The organism is Methanosarcina sp. 1.H.A.2.2 (assembly GCF_000979975.1).
Classification (GTDB): domain Archaea; phylum Halobacteriota; class Methanosarcinia; order Methanosarcinales; family Methanosarcinaceae; genus Methanosarcina.
The window spans coordinates 1-25,684 of record NZ_JJQL01000089.1; the positions used below are offsets into that span (position 1 = coordinate 1).

At 39.4% G+C, this 25,684-nt stretch carries 21 protein-coding genes; 16 read left to right on the forward strand and 5 right to left on the reverse strand.

The genetic code is table 11. The annotated features are described in order from the left end of the window. Positions 1–140 precede the first annotated feature (140 nt). The gene (locus tag EO93_RS13990; protein WP_048163264.1) at positions 141–452 is read right to left on the reverse strand and encodes a DUF1622 domain-containing protein; all 312 of its coding nucleotides are present in this window, start codon (positions 450–452) and stop codon (positions 141–143) included. 257 nt (positions 453–709) lie between these two features. Beyond that, a complete protein-coding gene (locus EO93_RS13995; RefSeq protein ID WP_048163167.1) occupies positions 710–3,577 on the reverse strand; it encodes a M1 family metallopeptidase in 2,868 nt (955 codons plus the stop codon). A 218-nt stretch (positions 3,578–3,795) separates the two neighbouring features. Between EO93_RS13995 and EO93_RS14000 the strand changes: the two genes are divergently transcribed. The 6 genes from EO93_RS14000 to EO93_RS14025 all read left to right on the forward strand — a co-directional run bounded on the left by EO93_RS14000 (position 3,796) and on the right by EO93_RS14025 (position 13,523). Then, the gene (locus EO93_RS14000) at positions 3,796–5,067 is read left to right on the forward strand and encodes a DNA cytosine methyltransferase (RefSeq protein WP_048163169.1); all 1,272 of its coding nucleotides are present in this window, start codon (positions 3,796–3,798) and stop codon (positions 5,065–5,067) included. After that, positions 5,064–5,753 carry a DNA glycosylase gene (locus EO93_RS14005; RefSeq protein ID WP_048163171.1) on the forward strand — a complete coding sequence of 230 codons (690 nt, stop codon included), beginning with the start codon at positions 5,064–5,066 and terminating at the stop codon, positions 5,751–5,753. The genes EO93_RS14000 and EO93_RS14005 overlap by 4 nt, the downstream gene beginning before the upstream one ends. A 250-nt stretch (positions 5,754–6,003) precedes the next feature. Continuing rightward, positions 6,004–7,533, forward strand: coding sequence for an ATP-binding protein (locus tag EO93_RS14010; RefSeq protein WP_048163173.1), 1,530 nt, complete (start codon positions 6,004–6,006; stop codon positions 7,531–7,533). Further along, complete coding sequence (locus tag EO93_RS14015) at positions 7,533–10,310, forward strand: Z1 domain-containing protein (RefSeq protein ID WP_048163174.1); 2,778 nt, start codon at positions 7,533–7,535, stop codon at positions 10,308–10,310. The genes EO93_RS14010 and EO93_RS14015 overlap by 1 nt, the downstream gene beginning before the upstream one ends. Next, the gene (locus EO93_RS14020) at positions 10,303–11,313 is read left to right on the forward strand and encodes a PD-(D/E)XK motif protein (RefSeq protein ID WP_048163176.1); all 1,011 of its coding nucleotides are present in this window, start codon (positions 10,303–10,305) and stop codon (positions 11,311–11,313) included. Before EO93_RS14015 ends, EO93_RS14020 begins: the two co-directional genes overlap by 8 nt. Then, entirely contained in the window at positions 11,310–13,523 is a 2,214-nt protein-coding gene (locus EO93_RS14025) for an AIPR family protein (protein WP_082107667.1), read from the forward strand. Before EO93_RS14020 ends, EO93_RS14025 begins: the two co-directional genes overlap by 4 nt. Before the next feature lie 556 nt (positions 13,524–14,079). Here EO93_RS14025 and EO93_RS14030 read toward each other — a convergent pair. Continuing rightward, complete coding sequence (locus EO93_RS14030; RefSeq protein ID WP_048163177.1) at positions 14,080–14,355, reverse strand: helix-turn-helix domain-containing protein; 276 nt, start codon at positions 14,353–14,355, stop codon at positions 14,080–14,082. An 832-nt stretch (positions 14,356–15,187) separates the two neighbouring features. Here EO93_RS14030 and EO93_RS14035 point away from each other — a divergent pair. The 7 genes from EO93_RS14035 to fae all read left to right on the forward strand — a co-directional run bounded on the left by EO93_RS14035 (position 15,188) and on the right by fae (position 21,142). Then, positions 15,188–16,513: a hypothetical protein gene (locus EO93_RS14035; protein ID WP_048163179.1), complete on the forward strand. Its 1,326-nt coding sequence runs from the start codon at positions 15,188–15,190 to the stop codon at positions 16,511–16,513. Positions 16,514–17,160: 647 nt separating this feature from the next. Next, positions 17,161–17,400 carry a hypothetical protein gene (locus tag EO93_RS14040; RefSeq protein WP_048140433.1) on the forward strand — a complete coding sequence of 80 codons (240 nt, stop codon included), beginning with the start codon at positions 17,161–17,163 and terminating at the stop codon, positions 17,398–17,400. Between the two features lie 390 nt (positions 17,401–17,790). After that, complete coding sequence (locus EO93_RS14045) at positions 17,791–18,081, forward strand: hypothetical protein (RefSeq protein WP_048163180.1); 291 nt, start codon at positions 17,791–17,793, stop codon at positions 18,079–18,081. A gap of 369 nt (positions 18,082–18,450) precedes the next feature. After that, positions 18,451–19,152, forward strand: a complete 702-nt coding sequence (locus tag EO93_RS14050) for a winged helix-turn-helix domain-containing protein (RefSeq protein WP_235284279.1) — start codon at positions 18,451–18,453, stop codon at positions 19,150–19,152. Between the two features lie 201 nt (positions 19,153–19,353). Then, positions 19,354–19,527 carry a hypothetical protein gene (locus EO93_RS17645; protein WP_156161336.1) on the forward strand — a complete coding sequence of 58 codons (174 nt, stop codon included), beginning with the start codon at positions 19,354–19,356 and terminating at the stop codon, positions 19,525–19,527. A gap of 130 nt (positions 19,528–19,657) precedes the next feature. Further along, on the forward strand, positions 19,658–19,948 hold the full coding sequence (locus EO93_RS14055) for a hypothetical protein (protein WP_048163184.1): 291 nt from the start codon (positions 19,658–19,660) through the stop codon (positions 19,946–19,948). A gap of 711 nt (positions 19,949–20,659) precedes the next feature. Then, a complete protein-coding gene (fae, locus tag EO93_RS14060) occupies positions 20,660–21,142 on the forward strand; it encodes a formaldehyde-activating enzyme (protein ID WP_048163266.1) in 483 nt (160 codons plus the stop codon). Between the two features lie 197 nt (positions 21,143–21,339). On the opposite strand, the gene EO93_RS14065 is transcribed toward fae, so the two are convergent. Both EO93_RS14065 and EO93_RS14070 read right to left on the reverse strand, forming a co-directional pair. After that, positions 21,340–22,275 carry a nitrilase-related carbon-nitrogen hydrolase gene (locus tag EO93_RS14065; RefSeq protein WP_048163186.1) on the reverse strand — a complete coding sequence of 312 codons (936 nt, stop codon included), beginning with the start codon at positions 22,273–22,275 and terminating at the stop codon, positions 21,340–21,342. A gap of 129 nt (positions 22,276–22,404) precedes the next feature. Continuing rightward, a complete protein-coding gene (locus EO93_RS14070; protein WP_235284281.1) occupies positions 22,405–23,235 on the reverse strand; it encodes a hypothetical protein in 831 nt (276 codons plus the stop codon). On the opposite strand from EO93_RS14070, the gene EO93_RS17650 reads away from it, so the two are divergent. From EO93_RS17650 to EO93_RS14080, 3 genes are all read left to right on the forward strand, one after another. After that, entirely contained in the window at positions 23,230–23,394 is a 165-nt protein-coding gene (locus EO93_RS17650) for a hypothetical protein (protein WP_156161337.1), read from the forward strand. The genes EO93_RS14070 and EO93_RS17650 overlap by 6 nt on opposite strands. Positions 23,395–23,642: 248 nt before the next feature. Continuing rightward, complete coding sequence (locus tag EO93_RS14075; protein ID WP_048131645.1) at positions 23,643–24,140, forward strand: pyruvoyl-dependent arginine decarboxylase; 498 nt, start codon at positions 23,643–23,645, stop codon at positions 24,138–24,140. Positions 24,141–24,645: 505 nt separating this feature from the next. Next, on the forward strand, positions 24,646–25,683 hold the full coding sequence (locus tag EO93_RS14080) for a deoxyhypusine synthase (protein ID WP_048163187.1): 1,038 nt from the start codon (positions 24,646–24,648) through the stop codon (positions 25,681–25,683). Position 25,684: the final 1 nt, after the last annotated feature.

The window sequence follows — 25,684 nt, forward strand, 5'->3', positions numbered from 1 at the left end:
TATTTATATTTATATTTATATTTATATTTATATTTGATTTTTTAGGAAGAATTCGGGACCGAAAAGACAGAGAAAGTTAGGGGTGTTAAAAGATGAAGGAAGTTCAGGCATCTTGCAGGATCGGGTTTTTCAACTCTGTTTCAATCCAGCCGGTATTCCGAAACTTCCTTGCTGAGGAAATAGCCAAGGACCGTCCTTATCAACACAACCGTACCCAGCAGAAGCAGTTCTTCCTGCGAGGGGTTCCTTACGGTTTCCAGGATGTCTGCGGCAATGAAAAACTCAAGCCCGAAGACAATTTTGTTTGTCAGCTCTTTTCTTACCTGCTGGTAGCTATAAGGTTTCTTCAAAACTTCAAGCAGGATAATCTCTGAAATTGCCCTGAGCCCGCCGTAGATAATGAGAAGAGAGCCCACAATATTGAACAGAGCAGAGAATGCGTCCAGAAACAAACCTTCAAAATATTCAAATGTCCTTTTACCACCCCTTAAAAGCCGGATATTGAAATCCGACAAAAAGCTCCCAAATAACGTTTATAACATTTCCTTTCCCCCGGATAAATATTCTTCCTGCATCTGTCCTTCAAATACGATTTCAGAAAAGTTATAAGAAAAATAGGCTGAAACTCAATGAATAGGTGCAAAAAAGCAGTATCCGGAAGGAAAAAAATATTTTTGGCTCCTTCCGGGCCGGATAATCTTATCAGGACTTAAGCGAGGGGTTTTTCCGAATGCAGAGCCTTAATTTCTCCATGCTCTATGCCGTATGTTTTGACAGCTTTCGGGGCTCCAAGAAGGAGTTTTCGGATCCTGTTATAGACGCTTGGGAATTTCTGGGAGTCGAGGTCTCCAAGGAGGTCTGCCAGGATCTTTACCAGTGGGATATGATACTTTGATTCCATCTGGTCTATGTTTGCAAAGGCGTTGAGCATATTGACTGTGCTGAATTCGTTTACAGAAGCCAGCTTTTTCAGGATTTCTGCAAAGAGAGCCCTGCCTTCTTCGGTCTGGAGGGACTTTTTGCGGTTGCGGGCAAAGCTTCCGTAAAGGGCACGCTGGTCGTTTGTCTGTTCGATCCTGAAGGCAGGTGACCTTTCCATTTCCCGGACCAGTTCGACTGCATCAACACTGCTGTTATTTCCTATTACTGCAAGGAAGGCTTCCCAGGCAACAAGGTTCTGCTTTGATTCCGCTTCAAAGGCCCTCAGGACTTCAATCTTGTCCGGAGCCGAACTGTTAAGGTACGCGGCAAATGCGCTCAATCGGTCTGTTGCACAGGCTGCGGTCTCAAACTGCTGTTTTATCAGGGCATGGATGTCAGGGGTATCGAGGGTTGCAAGGACTCCGAGACAGACATTTTTAGCCTGCCTGCCCTTGATCACCCTTGCTGTTTCTTCAAGAGAAGCATCCCGTGCAACCGAAGTATTCTCAAAGAAGTGGTAGGAAGAAATAAGGGAGTTCCTGTATTTCCAGGCAACCGCTTGCAGAAGTGTTTTCTTTACGTCAAAAAGTGCCTGATAGTGGTGGGCAAACTCCTCGTCTTCTACGGACTCAAAAATGGCCAGGAACTGTCCTCCTGCCCTTTCGAGAAGCTGCCGGTCATTAAAGAGCCTGTAGTAGAGTTCTATAAAGTCTTCAGAGGGGGCTGCACCCGGAACTTTAAGGAGCCTCAGCTTTTCCCGGTCCACAAGGGTATAGAAGGCGGTAAACCTGCCTGTGATGTCGCTGTCCTTCCGGACCTGCAGCAGGAGCTCTTCCTGGCTTGCCCTGTAAACAAGTTTTCCATAGAAGGAAGACTCCCTGTTCAGGGAAAGGAAAGAAGGCATGTCCACGTTTTCAACCGTAATTTCTGCAGTTTCCCCACTTATTCTTTCCAGGACTTCGGCAAGGTCATTTCCGTTTTCGTCCACCAGGGCTGCCTTGAAGGGGAACTCCCAGGGCTTTCCTCCGGCAGGGACCTGCTGTTTTAGGAAGAAAGTGAACTTCCGGGAAGGCATGTCATATTCGGCTGAGACCTCGACTACAGGGAACCTTGTCTGCTTCAGCCAGGTTTCGGCCATTTCCTTTAAAGGCTGCCCGCTTTCTTCTTCCATGGCTTCGATCCAGTCCTGCGTGGCCGCGTTTGAGTGACTGAACTTTTTGAAGTAGCGGTCCAGGCCCCGGACAAAAGTGTCCTTGCCTATGAGGGTCTCGACCATGCGCACGTATTCGGGGGATTTTACATACGTAACGGCAGTGATCAGGTCATTTGGGTCATTGAAGCCGTCAGGGATTATGGGCATGGACGCAGCTCCCGAGTCCAGGGCAAAAGTCCCCGATGCCGGGGCAAACAGGTCAAGCAGCCTGCCGATCCTCTGGTAATCCTCTCCGAAGAGGAAGGCGTGGTACTGCTCTTCCACATGCACGGTCACAGCTTCGTTCAGCCAGATCTCAAAGGGGCTTTTTCCAGTAACCTCGGACCCGTTCTGGTTGTGGTAATATTCGTGCACCTTGACCCTGATCATGTACTCGAAAGCCGGGTCAGTGATCTGCAGGGTAGGCATTATACGGTTTGTGGTAATCGTGGTGTTCCCGACGTTTTCCATGCCCCCGAAGTCCGAGTTCTGCATCCCGATTTCCCTGTAGACGGTTCCCGTGTATTTGTACCCCGGAGTGATGGCCCCGTTGAGTTTTGCAAGCTCGTCCCTGACCACCTGGAGTTCTTCTTCCAGGGGGGATTCGGACTTTGCATCAAGTTTTATTTTCTCTCGCTTGCGGACAAGCTCCCAGAGTTCCTTCCTGACAGGCAGCTTATCTTCATCGAACTGCTCGGCCCCTGTAAAAAGATAGACCCACATAGCCGAATCATGCAGGATGTCAAGCGCTTTTTCGGCAGCTTCTGCGTTTGAGCCGGGCGGCACAAGCAGTTCCAGCATGAAAGTCTCCCCATCAGGGTACTCAAATTCCCTGGTAAAAGTCGCATAAGTCCCCACGCCCAGGAAAAAGAGATATGTTGCCATCGGAGTGACGGAGTTGTCATAGACGATTTTGTCCCTGCCCGGCTTTACGGTATGCCTTTCGACAACGACGTCCCCGTTTGTGATAAGGTTCGTGTACCTCGAATCTGCAATGATGGTTGTCCTGTACGTGCATTTTGCGCACATGTCATCTATGCAGGGCACGATCCTCTGGAACCCCCACTGCTGGCACTGCGTGATCTGCTGCGGAGGAGCCCCTGCCGGCGTTTCATCGTAATACAGCCCTTCAAGGACATTTTTGGTAGGCCTGCAAACCGTATCCGTAACAACCGCAATCTCAGTATGCGGCGGAATCACGTCCCTGAAATTAATTTCAAGAATCGCATCGTCCTGCCTGTACCTGTATGAAACCTCAGACTGTATGCAGCTCACAGCCCGGATCTCAAGGTCCCTGCAGTTTAATTCCAGCGTCTCAATAGGAGCGTCCTTTGTCCTGACCCTGAGCAGGGATTTCACATTGGTTTTGTCATCATAGACATCAAACACCAGGTTCATATGTAAAACGTCAACAGTAAGCTCCCCGAAATCGTCAGGATAATATTTGTACAGCCTATTTTTCATAAAAATGTCACCGAGTAAAAGTTATGAAAGTTATATTGTGGATAGAAAAGGGATGTATGGGATTTAAAGATGTAGTTTGAGTAGGTAGGAGAAATCCAAAGTTTTAAAATCAGATGATTCACATCAACATGTTAATATATTCCAATTTCATCTGATGTTAATCGTTTTTTAGAGAATGAACAAAGTAAAAAAGAAAAACAGTTTCGGTGAATTTCTGGATGAACCCAAAATACACAGTTCTTGATACGTTTTCTGGTGCAGGAGGACTCTCAGAGGGTTTCTTTCAGCAGGGATTTAAATTTGTATCTCATATAGAGAAAGATGACCGGGCTCGAGCTTCCCTCGAAACCAGAGCAATTTACCACGCTTTGAAAAACTCCAATCATGAAGATATTTATAGGGATTACATTTCAGGAAATCTCAACAGAGATGAATTTCTCCAAAAATTCAAAGATCTGGAACTACCACCAGCTGGATTATTGCTGGGAGAAGTAACCGAAATAAACGAAAATCCTATGATGGAAAAAATTCAAGAACATTTGAAAGTCATGGATAGTGATTCAGTTGATGTAATTATTGGAGGGCCACCCTGCCAGGCATATTCACTTGCAGGGAGAAGTAGAGATCCCAATGGAATGAAATCCGACCCGAGAAATTATTTATATAAGCATTACTTAGCATTTATAAATAAATTTGAGCCAAAACTATTCGTCTTTGAAAATGTTCCCGGTTTAATAAGTGCAAAAAAGGGTTCAATTTATACAAATTTACATCATGAAGTAGAAAAGTTAGGATATAAAACAGAAGCAAGAATACTTAATGCCAAAAATTTCTCTGTTCTCCAGGAAAGAAAAAGAATCATATTTATTGGCTGGAAAAAGGAATATGATTTTTCTTATCCATTATTTCCGGAAAAACCTCCAGAAGAATTTCATGTTTCAGATATCCTGAAAGATCTTCCATCTTTACAGCCAGGTGAAGGTACTGATGATCCCGTTGACTACAAAATACCTTTTTCAGATGCATCCCGTTACCTGAAAAAATTTAATATTAGGAAGCAAGAAGATAAACTTATCCAGCATAAAGCAAGAATACACAATCCTCAGGATCGTAATATATACAAACTTGTTATTTCTAAGTGGAATCAGGATAAAAAAAGATTAAAGTACACCGATTTACCGTCTGAACTTCAGTCTCATAATAGAAAAGATGTATTTCTTGATCGCTTCAAGGTAGTTGACATGAATGGTTGCTCTCATTCGGTAGTAGCTCATATTGCCAAGGATGGTCACCACTTTATTCATCCAGATATTGAGCAAATCAGGTCTCTTACAGTAAGAGAAGTGGCGAGAATACAGTCATTCCCTGACAATTATAAATTTGAAGGGCCAAGAACTTCTCAGTATTCTCAGATTGGTAATGCTGTACCTCCTTTGATGGCGAAAGGGATTGCAATTGAAATAGAAAAGATGCTCAAAGAGATTTTATGAGGACGATTACTAAGGATAAAAACTATTTCAAAAAAATAAAGGTAATTCGCACTGAACTTCTGATGTGGGGAGGGCAAAATATCAGGGAATTCCCATGGAGGGAGACCTCAGATCCATATAAAATTGCCATTGCTGAAGTGATGCTTCATAGAACTAAAGCTGATCAGGTAAAGGATATTTATGAAGAATTTATCCTTAAATATCCTGATTTTGAGTCCATTGTCAGAGCTGGCCGTGAAGCGATTAAAGCTGATTTGAAATCCCTTGGACTTTTCTGGCGTGCAGATTTACTTTACGACATGGCCGTCGAAGTTGTAGAAAAATATGGTGGGAAATTGCCTCTGGACAGGAAGAAATTGATGGCAATGCCAGGAGTGGGAAATTATATCTCAGCGGCCATTCTATGTTTTGGTTATAACCTTCCTGAACCAGTACTGGACACTAATACGGTGCGTGTTCTGGGAAGAATTTTTGGGCTGAATATTACAGATTCCTCCAGAAGAAGCAAACTATTTTATGATATCATGTACGACCTTGTTAATTTCTGGGATCCCAAAAACGTTTCTTTCTCTTTGATTGATTTTGCAAATGTTATTTGTATTCCGGGAGAAAAACCCAGATGTAAAATTTGTAATCTTAGAGATATATGCACTTTTTTTCAAATCGAATCTCAATATTTGAAGTAAATTATTTTAGGTTTTCTTCCACAGGTCATCGATTTGTCCTTTCTCATTATTACTTAAATGTTGTGGCCGTTATGATTCCCAAAACGGAATATAAATAAATTTGCTTATAGAATTTCAGTTTATTTTACTATCTTTGCTACTATTCGTCAAAGTGTACGGAAATATATATAAAAGGAGCTCTACATCGAATAATAATGTATTATTTTCTTTAAGAAGAGTAGTTACTAGTTGGCCAATTCAAGGGATCTTTATGGAAAAATATCTGGAAGAATTTAGAGAGATATCGGATGATTTTGATATTGCTGAGCCCGATGCTGGAGCATTAATAGAATCTCTTCGAGCCTTTGGTTATGACCTCCAGACTGCTATTGCAGATCTTATCGACAACAGTATTTCAGCAGGAGCTGCTAACATCTGGTTGAATTTCTGCTGGAATGGAGAGAATTCGATCATCTCTATAAAAGATGATGGTTGTGGGATGACTGAAGAAGAATTGATTAATGCAATGCGCCCTGGAAGTAAAAATCCACTTGAAGAAAGAAATCCAAAAGATCTTGGACGATTTGGCCTTGGCCTTAAAACTGCTTCATTTTCTCAGTGCAGGAAACTAACTGTAGCAACAAAATCTAAAGATTGTGACATTACTATAAGATGCTGGGATCTAGATTATGTCGTTAAAACCGGGGAATGGCGACTATTAAAAGTAAATGGTTCATTTGATTCGGGACTTCTGGATGAACTCCAAAATATGGAACAGGGTACGGTTATTTTCTGGGAAAATATTGATCGGATAGTTGCTGGCACAAAAGTTGATGATGTCAAAGACCAGAAATTATTCTTTGAACGTGTGGACAATGTGAAAGTTCACCTTACCATGGTATTCCATCGATTTATCGAAAAAAGAAACGGGCTCAAAATATGGATAAATGATAGGGAAATTGAACCATGGGATCCTTTTTTAATAAAAGAAAAATCCACTCAACTTTTGAATGAAGAAAAATTCGTTTCGGCTAAAATAGTTGTGAACCCCTATATTCTCCCACATCATTCCAAAATAAATGAAGAAACCCATTCGTATGCCGCTGGTCCAAAAGGGTGGAACGCAGCTCAGGGTTTTTATGTTTATAGAAATGAGAGATTGATAGTTGCAGGAGATTGGCTCGGACTCGGCTTCAAAAAAGAAGAACACTACAAATTGGCACGCATACAGGTAGACATTCCGAACTCTATGGACGATGAATGGAAGATTGATGTAAAAAAGTCTATCGCTCGTCCTCCTCCCTTCCTCAGAGACGATTTAAAACGCATTGCAAAATTAACGCGAAATAGAGCCGCTGAAATATACCGCCACAGAGGAAAAGTAATCGCCAGAACAAATTCATCGGAATTTGTTTATGTCTGGGAACAAAAAGTAAGGCATGGCAAAATTTCCTATAATATAAATCGTAATCATCCTCTTTTAAAGGAACTTTTTGAAAGTTCAGGAGAAAAAGCCTCCAAATTATCTGCAATGATACGAATGATTGAAGAAACTGTGCCCATTCCCTTAATAGCACTAAACAACTGTGAAAGTCCGGATAACCATTTAAAGCCTTTTGAGAAAACTCCTTCTTCTGAAATCATAGAGGTTATGCAGGAAGTATATAATTCGTTAATAAATTCTGGAATTCCCAAGTCTGAATCCAGAGAGAGACTTCTTTCAATGGATCCCTTCAGTGATTATCCCGAATTTGTTCTCAATTACATAAAAGATACTGATTATTCAATAGAGGGTAATTAATGACCGATTATAATGGAGCAATAACGATAGTGATGACTTTATTAAAGTCAAATAAGGAAATAACTGAAAATATCATTTCAAATAAGGTCGAAATGGTAAAATTAATGCTATCTAATGAAAACCCTCAAAGTGAAATAGACTGGGAATTCTTGAAAAGAGATGTTGAAAGTAGATGTAATGTAAAAATGGGAAAAGGCACAATTCTTGAAGATCGGGAAATAGGCCATAAGGTATGGTTACCTTCTCATAAGAGCTCAATTGAATGGAAATTCTGGAATAGATACAAAAGGTATCTAGAAGAGGAGAAGGGGTGGAGCTATAAGATTATAATGGGAATAGACTCACTTACAGATCAAATACTTGAAAGACTTGAAGACCCTCAAAGAGAAGGCCCGTGGGATAGAAGGGGGATGGCTGTTGGTCAGGTACAATCCGGAAAGACAGCGAACTATACGGGACTCGTATGTAAAGCAGTAGATGCGGGATACAAGCTTATAATTGTTCTTGCAGGGCAGCATAAGAGTTTAAGAAGCCAGACACAGGCAAGACTGGATATGGAATTTCTGGGTTTCGATACTCGAATGAACAGGGCATTTAACCAGGAAAATCTAAAAATTGGAGTTGGAAGACTTATAGGTCAAAAACTTCTTCCAGTAAATTCGCTGACCAGCAGCGATGACAATGGCGATTTCACTCGAAAAATTGCATCACAGGGAGCTGTCATGATTGGATCAGATCCCGTTCTTCTGGTTGTAAAAAAGAACAAGTCTGTCCTGAAAAATCTGCTCAACTGGGCTACGAGTATTCATGGGGAACTAAATAAAAAAGGAGTGAAAATAGTCAGTGAAATCCCTTTACTCCTTATAGACGATGAAGCTGATAACGCATCTCTAAACACCAATGAAACACCAGTTGATGAAAATGGAAAAGTGCTTGATGATTGTGATGCTACTGCTATAAATGGTTTGATAAGGCAATTATTGAATAGTTTTGAGAAAACTGCTTACGTTGGATATACAGCGACACCCTTTGGAAATATTTTTATTATGCCTGTCATAGAGAGTGACAGGTATGGAGATGACCTTTTTCCGAAAAACTTTATAATAAATCTCCCTTCCCCTTCCAACCATATTGGACCTGCAAAAGTATTTGGTCTGGATACTTATGAACAGGCGGGTATCAAAGAAGAAGAAGGCATTCCTATTATAAGGGTGATTGACGATTTTGAAGAATTTATACCAACAAACCATAAAAAATACCATGAACCTGTAGAGATTCCAGAGTCACTTAAAAAGGCGATTAGATGTTTTGTTATTTCCTGTGCTGCTAGAGCTGCGAGAAAGCAGGAAAAAGAACATAATTCAATGCTAATCCACGTTACAAGATACACTAACTTACAGATGAAAATTTATTATCTTGTGAAAGAAGAACTTGAATTTATAAGAAGAAGAATTGAATATGGCGATGGTGGCTCGAAAGAGAATCTGATTGAAGAACTTGAATGTATATGGAAAGACGATTATGTAAAAACAACTGAAGCAGTAAAAAAACAGATTAATGACCCAAAAATAATAAATGTGGAATGGGAAGATGTAAAAACTAATCTTTTCACTGCGGTAGCAAAAATTAATGTTAAACTTATAAATGGAACAGCTAATGATCTTCTAGATTATGATTCTTATTCTGATGGTGGAAGTTTCATAGCTATTGGTGGAGATAAGCTTTCCAGAGGGTTAACACTTGAAGGATTAACTATAAGTTACTATCTGCGTGCTTCTCGCATGTATGACACTCTCATGCAAATGGGAAGATGGTTCGGCTATCGACCTGGATATGCAGACCTTTGCAGACTCTACACATCCGAAGAACTTGTAACGTGGTACAAATACATCACGATGGCGAGCGAAGAGCTCAGAAGTGATCTCAACTATATGGCGGCACTCAATAAGAGCCCAGAAGATTATGGATTGAGGGTAAGAACCCATCCCGGAGAACTTCTGATCACTGCCGTAAACAAAATGAGAAATGGTACTCCGATGAAGTTATCCTATGCAGGTCACATTATAGAAACTGTTGTTTTTAATACAGATAATCCTACAGTAGAGCATAATTTCAAGGTGCTTTCTCAATTTGTACAACAACTGGGAACTCCTGAAGATGAAACTCCGTATCGCCCATTGCATGGTAATTATCTCTGGGATAGTGTTCCAACAAAATTCATTATTGATTTGTTAAATGAAATTATAATTCATCCGGATTCAAGAAAAGCAAATCCCAAAATACTGATTGATTATATTGAAGCTCAGATGGAAATTAATGAATTAAAAAAATGGTCAGTTTGTCTGGTATCTTCCAGTAAAAAAGGAGCAAATGTTTGTAATATTGGCGGGTATGATGTGCGTCTAACTCAACGTCAGAATGCAAATGAAAATATCGAAAAGGATAAATACTCAATGTCAAATGGTCGCCTTATAAGTCCTGCCGATGAAGTAATTGATCTCACGGAAGATCAGATAGGAAGAGCACGTCAGGAAATGTATGAAAAAACTGGTAAACGTCCAGATATCCCCGGTGGAAGATATATTAGAAATTTCCGATCTCCTGATACCGGTCTTTTGATAATTTATCCTCTTGACCACAGTCGCGAATTTGCGGATACCGTAAAGCCTGTTGTAGGGTTAGCCTTCAGTTTCCCAGGAAGTGAAAATGCCAGAACTGTTGATTATAAAGTGAATAACATCTACTGGGAACAGGAATTCGGTGTTTTCAATGATTGAAGAAATCTGGAAATCAATGGAAGAGGATTCAGTTTCTGAAGGTGAAAGTTTTATTTTAAAGAGAAGGGTCTATTCAGACTATCCCTTCGATCTTTTTCTGGCTATGGAAAAACCTGAAAACAGCCGTCTTTTCCTGCTAAAAGTTTCACGTTCAAATATTCCTGATATTAATTCATTACCTCGATCAAGAGGGTTTGAGCTGAAAGTATTTATGATATCTGAAGACCCTGACAGTTATGCCATTCTTGAGCTTAAATTGATAGATTTCAGATTTTCGGATATTTTTTCCAGCCTTGTTAACGATATCCTCAAAAATATAAATGAAATAACTGAAGAAAGAGAATTAATAAAATCATTTATTGAAAGAATTATAAAGTGGCAACAATTTCTTGAAAAGTATGGAAATAAGGGGCTCAGTGAAAAAGCACAGAGAGGACTTTACGGAGAACTGTGGTTTTTGAGAAAATATATGTTGCCTTACCTAGGTATTCAAGAAGGAATTGCTTCATGGAAAGGACCTTCAGGAAAATCTCAGGATTTTCAATTTATGAACTGGGCTGTTGAGGTAAAAACTACTGTTGGAAAACAGCACCAAAAAATACCTATTTCGAATGAACAGCAGCTAGATGACGTCGGACTTGACAGATTGTTCCTTGAGCATATTTATCTGGTTGAAATGAATAAAGGAGTTGGAGAAACACTTCAGTCCATTGTTGAAGATATCAAAAGACTCATTTCTTCAGATTTATCATCATATAGAAAATTTATGGACTCTTTGGTAGAAGCGGGTTATCTGGAGGAACATACGCATAAATATGAAGATGTATCATATACTATAAGATATTCAAATATTTTTGAAGTAAAAGATAAATTCCCAAGAATAGTGGAACAGAATTTACCAGATGGTGTGGGGGATGTACGTTATTCAATCTGCGTTGCCGAATGCATGAGCTATAAGATAGATGATTTCGATTTCAAGTCCTTTGTTGAGGTCAGAAAATGAATCTAGATTCGGAAATAGAAGAGTTTGCTAAAACGTACCAGCAGGAAATTATCAGTCAGTCACAGGTAGAAGATGAAGAATATTTTAGAGAGGACAAATTTACAGAAATTATGATGGAAGACCTGTGTGAAGCAGATGAGATAGATAATCCATTTGTATGTTCTCACAGGTCAAGGGGTATAAAAGTAAACGGTTATGCAATCAGTGAAAATGAAAGTTGTCTCGACCTTTTTATATCTATTTATTATGGTGATGGAAACCTTGCCAGTGTTCCAAAAAGCGATATGAACACTGCATTCAAAAAGATTTACAATTTTTATTCCAGATGTTGTGAAGGTTATCACAAAGATCTTGAAGAAGCATCCGATGTGTTCGATCTGGCTTCCATTATTTATGATATGAAGGATAACCTTACAAATGTAAGATTATTTCTTTTAACTGATGGAATAGCAAAAAAAGACCCCATAGATGATGAAATATCTGTAGATGTGACAATTTCCTACCACATATGGGATCTTGAAAGACTTTACAGGTTAAAAAGTTCAGGAAACAAAAGAGAAGCAATAGAAATTGATTTTGAAAATGACTTTGGTGATTTTAGTTGTCTTCCCATGGACGAATACAATCCATTTTATAAGACATACCTTGCAATTATGCCCGGAAACGTACTTTTTAAACTATATGAAAAATTTGGACCGCGACTTTTAGAAAGAAATGTCAGGTCGTTTTTGCAGGTACGAGGTAATATCAATAAAGGTATAAGGGAAACAATAATAAAAGAGCCATATATGTTCCTTGCGTATAATAATGGACTTTCCGTTACCGCAAAGGAATTAAAAGTCAAAAAATCTTCGAGTGGGGACTATAGAATTAAATGGGCAAAAGACTTTCAGATCGTGAATGGAGGGCAAACAACAGCTTCCATATACAATGCTGTCAAAAAGAACAATGCTGATGTTTCTGATGTTCTGATACCTTTAAAGTTAACTGTATTGAAGGAACCAGAGCGTTTAGATTATATTGTACCCCGAATTTCAGAGTGTGCCAATAGTCAGAATAAAGTAAGTGTTGCTGATTTTTCATCTAACCATCCATACCATGTCAAACTTGAAGAGCTATCCCGAACAATATGGGCACCTGCAAAACATGGTATGCAGGCTCAAACTCGCTGGTATTATGAACGCTCCAGAGGCCAATATCTCGATGAAAAAGGTAGAGAAAATACTGAATCTCGCAAAAAAGCTTTTGAAGCTAGAAATCCGAACAAACAAAAATTTTCCAAAACAGATCTGGCCAAATATGAGAATACCTGGGATCAACTTCCACATATTGTGAGCAGAGGTGCAGAGAAAAACTTCAAGGACTTCATGGCACGATTAAAAGAAAGAGGAGATTTTAAGCCTGATAGTTTATACTTTGAACATTTGATTGCAAAAGCCATACTTTTCAAGGAAACAGAAAAGATTGTTGAAAAGCAAAAGTATGGAGGATATCGGGCAAATATTGTTACTTATACTCTTTCCCTCATTTTTTATAAAACCGAGAAAAGAATAAATCTGGATGAAATCTGGCGACAACAAGCCCTTACCCCTGTTCTGATAGATACAATAGTAATGGTATCCAGACATGTTTATCAACATATAATAGATTCTCCTGATGGGAAAAACGTAACAGAGTGGTGTAAAAAAGAACAATGCTGGAAAGAACTGATTATAAAAAAGATGGATTTACCTCTCGAAATTCAAAAAGAACTGATAAAAATAGATAAAAGAAGCAGAAATAGAGCCGATAAAGGAATAGAGAGTCCGGATAGTGAAGACCGAAAGATGATTTCAGAATTAATGCTTGTAAGCTCAGAAACATGGATAAACATCTCTTACTGGGCAAAGCAAACAGGTTCTTTACAACCGTGGCAGAGAAGTCTGGCTCATTCAATGAGCACACTGGCAAGTAAAGTACAGGAACCGACGTTAAAACAATCAATTAATGCTCTCAAGATACTTGAGGATTCCCGGAAACTTGGATTCAAAATAAAAGACGAGGATAAATTAAAATCAGAAGAAAGTTGCATTTTAAATAAATTATCATCTGGAGATAGAGAAAAGTATATTCAACTACCAGACGAAATAAAAGTTGAATACCTTAAAAAATATCTCCGGCAGGAAAAAATAGACGAATACAATTATAATAAATCACATAGATGGGATTAATACTTGTTAAGCTCCATCTACATAATAACCAATTGAAAGCTATTTCATTTTTGTAGATTTCTGCCAAGGTCGTATTTTCATTGAGGCAGCCCTTATTAAGTTTTAGTACCCATCACCGGCAAAAAGCATCTCGAACAGTGCCAGAAATTCATAACCACTGGCACTTTCATATTTGCGAATCCCATGAAGGAAGTTTATGGTAAAAGAACCTTTCAAGGATGTCTGTAAATATTGCTTCCATGCTTGTCCTTTCAGTGTGCCTGATTATCCTGGCATTAATGGTTTCAAAATGGTTTAACTCCCATTCGAGGAAGTCTTTGGCGTCTTCAAAGCTTTCAAAATTCCCAATCAGGTAGGTCTCACCGTCTGCTGTAGATGCCGCTTCGATTCCATAAGAATCAATATATTCCGGCTCTTCTTTAAAAGCCGCAGTTTCTTCGCGGCTCCCCCCACTCTCCCCAGAGACCGGATGTTCCGGATTTTCATCTCCGTAAGCAGCCGCATTTAAGTTTTTCCCGCCTTCTTCTCCTTACCCTTCTTCCACCAATTTGTCCAGCTATTCAGAAATAATAAACCTTTCGAGCATCAGGATAATTTTTGCTTTCGGGCTGCTGGGATTTAACTGGAAAAACCTGATGTTTCCTGCTCTGCCTTTCTCTTCGACAATTCCTTCTGCAACTAATTTATTCAGATGCTTGTAGACGGTTGCTTTTGAAACGCCCGTCATCCGGACTATATCGGCAATATACAGTTTGTCGTCATGGTTCTCTGCAAATGCTTCAACTATTTTTGCCTGGGGGCGGTCTCCGAAGATCTCAGATAAAACGGACATGGTTTCACCTATAGTATAGGATTTAGCCTTTAGCGTATAATAATTAGACACGTTTATTGTTTTTTAGCTTTTTGAATTGCTGAAAAAATGGTAAAGAAGTTGCACGACAGACTTTATTTCGATCTCGGGTTTTTGTTGCTTTTGTAAATCAGTTAATGAAATTTCTGCCCAACGTTTTGCTTTTTCGCTTGATATTAACGAAGGCAGCGCCGGGAAAGTTCTGAGCAGCCGCCCACAGCCAAAAAATAAAAATCATATCTTAAAAATCCCGCCCGGAGGAAGTGATCTTCTGCTTTTTCTCTCCGGTTGTGCGGAAATCTGAAGGGGGCGACTAAAAATAAAATATCAGTCCTAAAAATGTCCTGCCGCCGGAAAAGTTTCCAGCCCCGAAAATCTCACTTTTATTGAAGTTTCCGGCTTTTTTCGCTTAATATTAACGAAGGCAGTTCCGGGAAAGTTCTGAGGGACCGGCCACAACCAAAAAATAAATTGACAAATATACTAATTATATTATACATATTTAGTATTTTTCGAAAGATTATTATATGTATTGAGTTGTACTTTCAAGGGAAATTTCAATGTTAAGAGACACTAAAAATCAATATTGATTTCATAAATTTAAAATGGTTAATTATCAAGTTTTCATTCCCCCCAATAAAAAACGTTAGTTACTTAGGAAGTTGTCCGTTTGAAATGAAAAATCAGCATTATAAAAACAGTAAACTGTCCAAAAAATAGTAACTTTTGCAAATTTGCCTGTGCATTATTTTTTTCTTTTCGTGATTTACTCCGTTAAATAATTCCATTTATAGAGACTTGAAAAGGTGGAGAAATGTCTAGAGTATCTATTCTAAAAATTATATTGTGTTGTCTGTTAATAATTATCAATGGATGTACATCCGCTTCATCATCTGAATGTTTAGCTGAATCTGATCATCCTTATGCAAATAATTTTGTAGATACATGGCCTGATATAAGCGAATCTGGCGCTAATCAGATACGAGTTCACTTTGAGAATATTGATCTTGCCAGTTACGATAAACTAATTCTTTATGATAAATACGATAATAAACTTGTGACTTATAATTATGGGAACACAGGTAAAGATTTCTGGACAGAATGGTATACAGGAGATACATTAAAAGTTAAACTTGTAACAGATAATTCGTATACCGCTTACGGGTTTAAAATCGACAAAATAGAATTTAGGTCGGATGTCTCTACATCTAATAACTCTTTACCTGAGTCGTATCACCCTTATGCAAACAATTTTGAATATACATGGCCTGATATAAGCAAACCTGGTGCTACTCAAATACGACTCCACTTCGAAAATCTTGATCTTGCCAGTTACGATAAACTAATTCTTTATGATAAATACGATGATAAACTCGTATCTTATAATTATGGGAACACAGGTAAAGATTTCTGGACAGAATGGTATACAGGAGATACACTAAAAGTTAAACTTGTAACAGATAACTCAAAAACGGGTTATGGATTAAAGATTGACGAAGTAGAGGGAAGATCAGATATGGGCATATCTGATAACTCTTTAGCAGAGTCACATCATCCTTATGCAAACAATTTTGAATATACATGGCCTGATATAAGCAGATCTGGTGCTGCTCAGATACGGCTCCACTTTGAAAATCTTGATCTTACCAGTTACGATAAACTAATTCTTTATGATAAATACGATAATAAACTTGTGACTTATAATTATGGGAACACAGGTAAAGATTTCTGGACAGAATGGTATACAGGAGATACATTAAAAGTTAAACTTGTAACAGATAACTCAATAACTGATTATGGATTCAAGATTGACAAAGGAGAAATCAAAGACGAAAAAAACGTAACAACTACTTTTACTGAATCTACAAAAACATTAGATTCTGATCCTAGAGGAGTCAAAGGAATATATCCCGAACTTCCAGAAAAAACGCCTGAAAGCTCCCAAAATTTCACGGTTTATTTAGATTCCATTTATAAACAAATTATAGAAATCGGAGTTCTGAATATATCAGAAACAGAAGACCAATCATGGATTTCTAATAATATAGGATGGATTTTTAGTGGAGTGGGAGTTTCTCTGATTGGATTTATGTATAGGCATCTGAAAAAATCGAAAGATGAAAAGTTGGAAGATAATTGACTATTGTACACTAAATTCTAAGAAAACTGCTTAGAGCACTTGAACATAACGAGCGCATTGCAAAATACAAAATAAAAAAGTATTCGGATACCTGCGAGAATTTCGAGAAAAAATACGGGATGGACTCCAGCCTTTTTATTGAAAAATTCAATTCCGGAGAAACCGGGGATTCTGATGACTTTTCAACTGGTATGCGGCAAAAAAAGCCTTGATATCCGGATAAAAGGCTAAGAATTATCCTGGGAATTGACGTATGATCTCAAAACATCAAAATGAAAAACAGGTTCAAGCTCTGCAGTACCCACCCTCCCCTCGCAAGTTATATATACCATCCATAACAAATAGTAAGATTGTATAAAAGTCTCTAAATTGGAGCGTGTTTTTTCACATAAATGTTGCACCAGAAGATCAATATAACTGAACCTTCAGATGCATCTGTTGAAGTTTTCAGCTTTTTGTCTCGTTTTAAAAGCTTCAGAGAAGCTAGTTGCTATGCTGTAAAGCTGGGGAGACTATTTAATTTGAGCTGGTTGAAAACTGCCTTCAGTAAAAAGCAGAATCAAGTAAAAAACACAAACCAAAATAAAATAAAAACAAACTAAATATAAAACACCTTTAGCACTTTTATTTGCGAGGTCCGAAACAAAATGTCAGAAGAATCAGATGATCCAGACAGTAGTGATAGTAGCAGTCGTCAGAAAATGTTCACCGCAGCCGGAATGTTCCTGTGTGTAATACAATTTACCTTCTTCATGTACATGATATTAATGTTCATGGAAATGGACTTTGCCCAGGGCTTTAAGTTCATGCTGCTTGCATACTCTTCAGCATTCATTTATAAGAACATGGAGAACTCCGGGATAATCCGTATCGTGACCCGAAACTGATGACGGTGTAGGTTTAATTTCCAAATCCACACTTTTCTACACCTATCTGTTCTGAATTTTTTATTATTTTTTTATTTTCCCTTCATTTCTATTTATTTATTTTTATTTCAGTTTATTTTTCCTTATTTCGGTTTATTTACCCATATTTCTTTTTATTTTTACAAACTCATTCATTCATTCATTCATTCATTCAGGCTTTTTTGTAATCTATTCGCAGGTGGGCCTGAATCCTGCACCAATCTTAGATTTTTGAATCTTAGCCTCATGCTCCCTATATTCTTTAGATCCCAGAGGATATAACTCATTAATAAATAGAAAAAGAGATATAGGATCAATTTTTAGTATCAGCAACATTTTTATTGCCTTCAACAATTATTCTATGGGATAAACATGGACCTTACATTGCAGATTGATACCGATTACTCGCTACAGGAAGTAAGCGAGGTCATTCGCTCGGCTCTGGAACATGATAAACATCTTGCGAAATACAAGGTATACCGCTACGCCATGATCTGCGATGAATTTGAAGACCAGTACGACCTGATCTCCACGGAGTTCATACAAAAATTTGAAGCCGGTGAATATATAGACGACGACAAATATTTTGACTGGTATGCCGCAAAAAGAGGGCTTGACCACTGGAAGCAAAAACTGGCGGTCCTTGATGCTATCAGGTTCTAACTGGCAGAATGCCACTCGCTGCAAGAATCATACCCTTTCCGGCAGCCTTTTTTGTCCGAACCTGTAGAATATTTTTTTTATTCTCCTCCTTTCATTTTCCGTCCTTATTTTATTCTCCTCCTTTCATTTTCCGTCCTTGGTTCATATTCTTTCCATCTTTCATTTTCATTCCTTTTTCCATTTTTTTCGTACACCATGTAACGGTTAAAAGTTTATAACAATGTATAAATAGCTGTTCTGCCATCTAAACATCATTGGTGTTTTATTTACGGTGTTTAGATGAAGGAACAAGTCAAATTAATAGAGCTGGTCTTTTTATCTGAGAAAAGGAAGAAACTTCTTCTTTTTCTGAAAGATAAGCCAGGGAGTATGGCTGAGATTCAGAAACACCTTTCCGCAGGCCCTGTTTCAATCCTCCCTCAGATCAAAAAATTGAAGGAAGGAAATCTCGTTATACAGAAGGGGCATACCTATGAACTTTCTCCAATGGGAATTATAATCGCGGACAAAATGCCGCCTTTTCTGGACACCCTGGAAGTCCTGGAAGAAAATTTCGATTACTGGACGAAAAGAAACCTTGAAGGAATCCCTCCTTTTTTACGCAAAAGACTTTATGAACTGAAGAACTGCAAACTCATCCTTCCGGAGGTGAGCCACATGTTCGAACTTAACCCTGAATTTGTAGAAAAACTTCATCTTTCCACGCATATTTTCGGTTTTGCTTCCTATTTCCACCCTTCTTTTACCACACTCTACCCGGAACTTGCAAAAAAAGGAGTGGAAATTTCTTTGATGTTTACAGAGCCAGTGTTCCGGAGGTTCAAAACGGATTACAGGGAAGAACTGTGCACTTTCCTGAATTTTGGAAACGTCAGAGTGTTTATCTTCCCGCAAGACCCTAAAATTGCAGACCTTACAGTAACAGATAGGTTTTTTCTGCTCACCCTTTTCTCCAGGGAGAAATTCTTTGAACACGAAAGCCTGATAAGTTCCGAACCTGAAACCCTTAAATGGGGTACCGACCTTTTCTCGCACATGCTAAAAGAAGCAATCCAGGTAAAAGAGATTTGAATTTCATATTCTGCAGCAATTATTGAAAATGTATTCGTCTAAATATGTAAACCTTCTAAACCGGTTCTGTTTTTAACCTGAATCCTTTAAATCTGTGATTTATCTGTTCTTATCAGCTCTCCTCCACCTTATTTAACTCCCCTCCACCTTATTTAACTCGCCCCAACCTTCTTTGTTACTTTATTTCCTTATAACTTTTTTATGGGAATGCTTCTGATAGGGCTTGCTGTAAAGGAAAAAGGGCTCTTCGTTGTTTCGTGTGGATATTCTCAGAAAACCCAACGCGGTCTTGAATTGAAAATCATCTTATCCATAGAGAATGACGAAGAGCCGGAAAAAGAAACGGTAAAAAGAAATTCTGAAAAAAAGAAATAAGGTAGTTATGAAAATAAGCTCGTGAAATGGAAGGCATGAGAAAGAGATTTTTCAGGTAATAAACCTGTTCAATTGTTTATTTTCTAATTACTTTATATGAAATAGGAGACTATTCTTAATAGGGATAGACATGAGTTTCACACTTAATATAGAGACTGATTTCTCACCTCAGGAAGTATGTGAGGCTATCCGTTCGGCTCTTGAACATGAAAAGCATGTTGCAAAATACAAGGTCAAGCGGTATTCCATAATCTGTGAGGATTTTGAAGCAAAGTTCGGGTACAGCTCAAGTGAGCTCAGAGCAAAGTTTGAAGCCGGAAACATGGGAGATGAAAGTGATTTCTTCGACTGGTATGCGGCAAAAAGGGGACTCGACCACTGGAACAAAAGGCTTGAGATCCTTTCAGGGATTTCCCTGTGAAAAGCAATTTGAAATTTAGTTCTTTTTTTGAAAAGTGCTCCCTTCCGGTTTCCAAAATGAGTTTTGAAACCCGGAGTACTTTTGAAACCCGGAGTACTCTTCTACGGGATCGTATTTTTATTTCTTATCTTTTGCTGTTGACCACACGATCGAGTTCAAGATGTCACTCTTCTTTTGCAGACATGCACCCCATAGTCCGATTATGAGGCAGAAAGGGTCTGGCTCTATGGGCATTAGTCCCATCTACTCCCGATCCTGTGTAAAAGCCATTCTGTTACAGGGGCAAAGTTTCTCCGGGTAAAAGTTTCTCCGGGTAAAAGTTTCTCCGAGAAAAAGTTTCGGGACAAAATTTTCAGGGCAACCGTAACTGAATAAAATAGTTATATAAGCAAGGCCGGGAACTAACAAATTATTTATGTATGTTTGAAAGTATTAAAGGTTAATTTAGTTTGAAAGTATTAAAGGTTAATTTAGTTTGAAAGTAGTAAAGGTTAATTTAGTTTGAAAGTAGTAAAGGTTAATTTAGTTTGAAAGTATTAAAGGTTAATTTATTATCTACATATGGAAACAGCCTTACTCTCTCCCGCCCCATTATCATAACATCATCAAAATATCAGTAAATTTATCTTTCAGGAAAGGGATTGGGTACGATTTTTCCTTTGTAGAAATAGACTTGAGGTGTTGAAATTGGTAAAAACTGTTTTAAAAAGCATGATAGGAGAAGCCCTCATTGGCTCAGGCCCGGAAATTGCACACATCGACCTTATCATCGGCCCAAGAGGAGGACCGGTAGAGGCAGCATTTATGAATTCCCTTGCGATGCCCAGGCAGGGTCATACCCCGCTCCTTGCTGTCCTTGAGCCGAATCTCCAGCCAAAACCTGTAACCCTGCTCGTAAACAAGGTAACGATCAAGAATGTGGCACAGGCTGCCCTGATGTTCGGGCCGGCACAGGCTGCGGTTGCAAAAGCGGTTATGGACTCGGTAGCTGCCGGAGTACTGCCTGAAGAGCAGGCAGATGACATTTTCATAATTGTTTCGGTCTTTATCGAATGGGATGCAAAAGACAAAGATAAAGTCTACGAATACAACTATGAAGCTACAAAGCTTGCAATATCCCGTGCAATGGAGAGCAGTCCGACAGTCAAAGAGGCGCTGGACAAAAAGGATTCAGCAAAGCATCCATTCGCATAAAGTAAGCTATATAAGGGTTTCCTGGTTTTACAGGCATATCAGGGCTGAAATCCGATAGACTCTAAAATCCGAGAAACCCTATTTATTTACTTTGATGCAGGCAGGTTATCTCAGAATATATCTAAATATTTCCAGGCCGTACCCGGAATATCATCCGGGTATCTCTCATTTTTCAAGAGCAGCTCTGCTTCAGCCTATCAATAAAGCTCAGTTCTCCGGTCTTCAAAAACAGGAATAACCTTTCGAATCTCATCTTTTCCTGCAAGATCAAGGTCATACACGATCACACATTCTTTGCTGCCGGCATCGGCTTTTACCTCACCCCAGGCATCAATAATCATCGAGTTTCCGAAGTAAGTGCAGTCAGGAGCAGAGCCGGTTCTGTTACAGGCGATATGAGGAATCTGATTTTCGATTGCGCGTGCCTTTGCAAGGGTTTTCCAGTGCTCAGCCCGGGGGTTAGGAAACGCGGCTGTGGTCACAAGCAGGTCAGAGCCGGCAAGGGAAAGTTTTCTTGCAACCTCGGGAAAGCGGAGCTCGTAGCAGATTTCAAACCCGATTTTCAGACTTTGTTTTTTAAGGGAAATGGGCTCTATTGAATTGCCTTTTGAAAAATAACTGTTTTCGGCTTTGAAGGGGTGAGTCTTCCGGTAGGTACCTGCAAGGTTTCCGGACTCGAAACAGAAACCAAGGTTATAGTAAAGAGCAGATTTTTTACTTTCCGGCATTTCCTTTACTTTTCCGGAAAAATCAATTTTTCCCTCTGGAAAATAATTTTCCCCCTCTGGAAAATAATTTTCTCCTTCTGGAAAAACTTTTTCTCCACCAGTTTCTCCATCACCTTCTCCATCACTTTCTATACCACATTCTCCACTATCCTTCTGAATAATTGAACCCAGGATAATGCAATCATTTGCTTCGGAAAAACATGCCAGGTTCTCAAGAGTGGGAGATGGGAGACTTTCGGCTGCATGGCTGAAGTTATCATAGCAAAAACCTGTGGAAAAGACCTCCGGAAAAACAATTAACTCGGCTCCTTTCTCAACGGCTTTGAGAGCCATATAAAGGGCTTTTTCAAGGTTTTCCTGCTTCCTGCATTGAAGCACATCCATCTGGATACAGGCAACTTTCATATTAGGACCAACATATCTGCTATTTGAGCCCTGATTGTAATTCGGATTTGCGTAAAGGCTTCAGGGCAGGGAATAAAAGGATTTCGGGATAGGGAATAAAAGGATTTCAGGATAGGGAATAAAAGGGTTTCAGGGGACCAGGGTAGTTTGCTTGCTTTTTGCTACCAGCCCTTCGAGGTCCATTCTGTGTTTAATCATCCCTGCAAGCACTTCGTTTGCAAACCTGGTTACTTCTTCCCTGTTTTCCCGGATTTCATATGCAGGATCATCCGGAGGGACCTCAATTTTTGTAATGTCTGCCCGGGCTTTTTTCAGGTATGAGTCAGGGACTTCGCAAACCAGTCCGGGTTTTTCCATGTACCGGTCAAGGTGTTTCTGGGTGATTCCTACAAGTTTTAACTCCCTGCGAAAACAGGGCCTTTCAAACAGTCTGGAAATTACATAAACGCCAACAGGAATCCGGAAATCCAGATCGATTTTAAGGAGCTGTGCCCTGAAAATGAGGTAAATGTCTTCAGAATCAGAGGGATCTGCCGGACTGAGTTCCCTGCCCTTTTCTGGCAGAGGCTCCTTGCCTTTTTCAGGCAAAGAATAAATTTTGGAAGGGGGAACTTCGATTTCCTCCAGAAGTTCAAGATCCCGGAGTGCCCTGAGGTAGCCGGTCAGAACCAGCCGGTGTTCTTCTATCCCTCCGACTTTCAGTTCCCGTGAGAGTCCGCTGATTGAGAGCTGCCTGCCGTCAAGCAATTCCATAACTTTAAGGTTGAGTTTCTCTGCCATTTTCTCTGCCTTTATATCGACATCCGGGTTAATTAATGGTAGTTCGGTTTTCAGGCCCGAGGCCAGAAAAACACAATCTCCTGCTACAATAACGCGTATAATCAGGTCCGCATTTCCGAAAGTTTCCGGAAAAACTGAATTTTTCCTATCATTAAAAGGCTGTGGACAGGAAAATTGCAAGGAGTAACACACGATGTAATTATCCTGCATGATATAAAGCTTATGAGAGATTTTGCAAAAGGGCTGGAAAATAGAAGAATTTCAGTAAAAGAACGTAAAAGCGAGATAATCTCAATAAGAGAATGGATAAGTAAAAGAATCTTAGAAGTAACCGATTAATTTTGAGTAAATTAATTTATAGAGCCTATTGAATAAAAGTAAAAGAACTTCATATTGAAAAAATACATGTAAAAATCTCCTGACAAAATCCATTTAAATATAAAAGTATAGATATAAACTTCTACAGTCCAATAATGCCTGAAGAAACAGGAATTGAACTTTTTCCAGCAAAATTGAAGGGCAACGCTTAAAAATGATAATTGCCATTTCAATTAAGTTCAAATTGATGACTTCTCAAGGATGCAAAGATGATCACAAAGTTAATTCCAAGAAAAGTATTCTTCACAAGTGGAGTTGGTACACACCCCGAACAACTTGAATCATTTGAGGTTTCACTCCGGGATGCGGGCATTGAAAAATTTAACCTTGTAACTGTAAGTTCTATTCTGCCTCCAAAATGTGAAATTGTGACAAAGGAAGAAGGTCTGGAAGAACTGAGCCCTGGAGAGGTAGTTTTCTGTGTGATGTCCAGAATCTCTTCCAATGAACCAAGAAGAACGTTAAGTACTTCCGTCGGATGCGCACTTCCCAGGGATATAAGCAAGCACGGCTATATTTCCGAGTATCATGCTTACGGAGAAAACGCACATGATGTAGGGGAACATGCCATAAAACTTGCCGGAAGCATGTACAGCACCTGGACAAATGAGGCACCCCTCAAAACTTTCAGCACCCCCAGATCATCGTCCGTACACGAAAGAGGGGACTGGATGACTGTAATATCCGCAGCAGTTTTTATTATTTAAAAGAGGAGTTTCACACAGGAACTCCAGTTAATACTATTGCTTCATATACATAATAGTATTATTTATAGACAGACTCATTTACGATATATACGTAATAGTATTATTTACAGACAGACTCATTTACGATATTATCTATTTACATAATCTATTTGCAACATCACCTGTTTACCGATACTATCCTATACCCACTCACCAAACTGCAACTATCAAGCATCTAATCATCATTGAATCCAGTCATTATTAGAAACTATCTTATAAACGATCTATTACACATCTTTCCCTCTTAACTCATAACTCTTATACACAGCAAATCAGTCTTCCTTCGGAGAAGCCTGTCTCTGTAAGGAATCCTCAGGCGAGATAGTCTGCATATATTAATATTTAATAAAAAATATATAATCCTAAACGTTATTTGCGTCTCTTACCATCTATTGTCGGGTACCTCCAGACAGGATATTAGGGTCACAGGCAAACATATCATGATCTGCTTATTATGGAGAATGGCATGCATCACAATATATTTACAAATAACCCAACAGTTCCAATTGATGTGAAAGACAGGTCTGTAAGTGAATTGATAGACGGAATGCTCAAAACCGGCTTTCAGGGCAGGAAGCTGGCAGAGTCAGTCCAGGCCTGGCATAACATGCTCAAAGAGAAGAACACAACAGTGCTTATGGGCTTATCCGGGGCCATGGTCCCTGCCGGCATGCGCAGAGTTCTTTCCTATATGATCCAGGAAAGAATGATCGATTGCCTTGTAAGCACAGGGGCAAACCTGTTCCATGACTGTCACGAAGCCCTCGGCAGGAAGCACTATGTGGGCTCACATCTTGCTAATGATGAAAAACTTTTTGAGCAAGGTGTGGACAGGATTTATGATGTCTTTGCAGTGGAAGAAGAGTTCAGGACCGCAGATAACCTGATTGCAGATTTTGCAGAGGAGATTGGAGAGATTTCCTGTTCCTCAAGGGAGTTCATTTACCTTCTTGGAAAGGAGCTTGTAAAGAGAGGAGCTGCTGAAGACTCAATAGTTGTAAGCGCGTACAGGCACAATGTCCCGATTTTTGTACCTGCACTGTCGGACAGTTCCATAGGGATAGGGCTTACCATTGCAAGGAGAAGAGGGCTGAAACTTGAAATTGACCAGATAAAAGACGTTGACGAGATCACACAGATTGTGGAAAAATCAGAAAGGACAGGCGTTGTTTATGTAGGAGGCGGAGTCCCGAAGAACTTCATCCAGCAGACCGAGGTAATAGCTTCGATTCTTGGAATGGATATTGGCGGGCATGACTATGCAATCCAGTATACTTCCGATTCTCCACACTGGGGAGGACTCTCAGGATGCACTTTTGACGAAGCAGTTTCATGGGGAAAGATCGCACCTCAGGCAAAAAAAGTACAGGTTTTTGTGGATGCTACCATTGCCCTTCCAATTGTTATCCATGCCCTGCATGAAAAATCACGTGATATGAAGCGTGCTGCTCCTGTTTTCAACTGGGATAAGCCCGAAGGGCTTGATATCGCTTATAACGAATAAT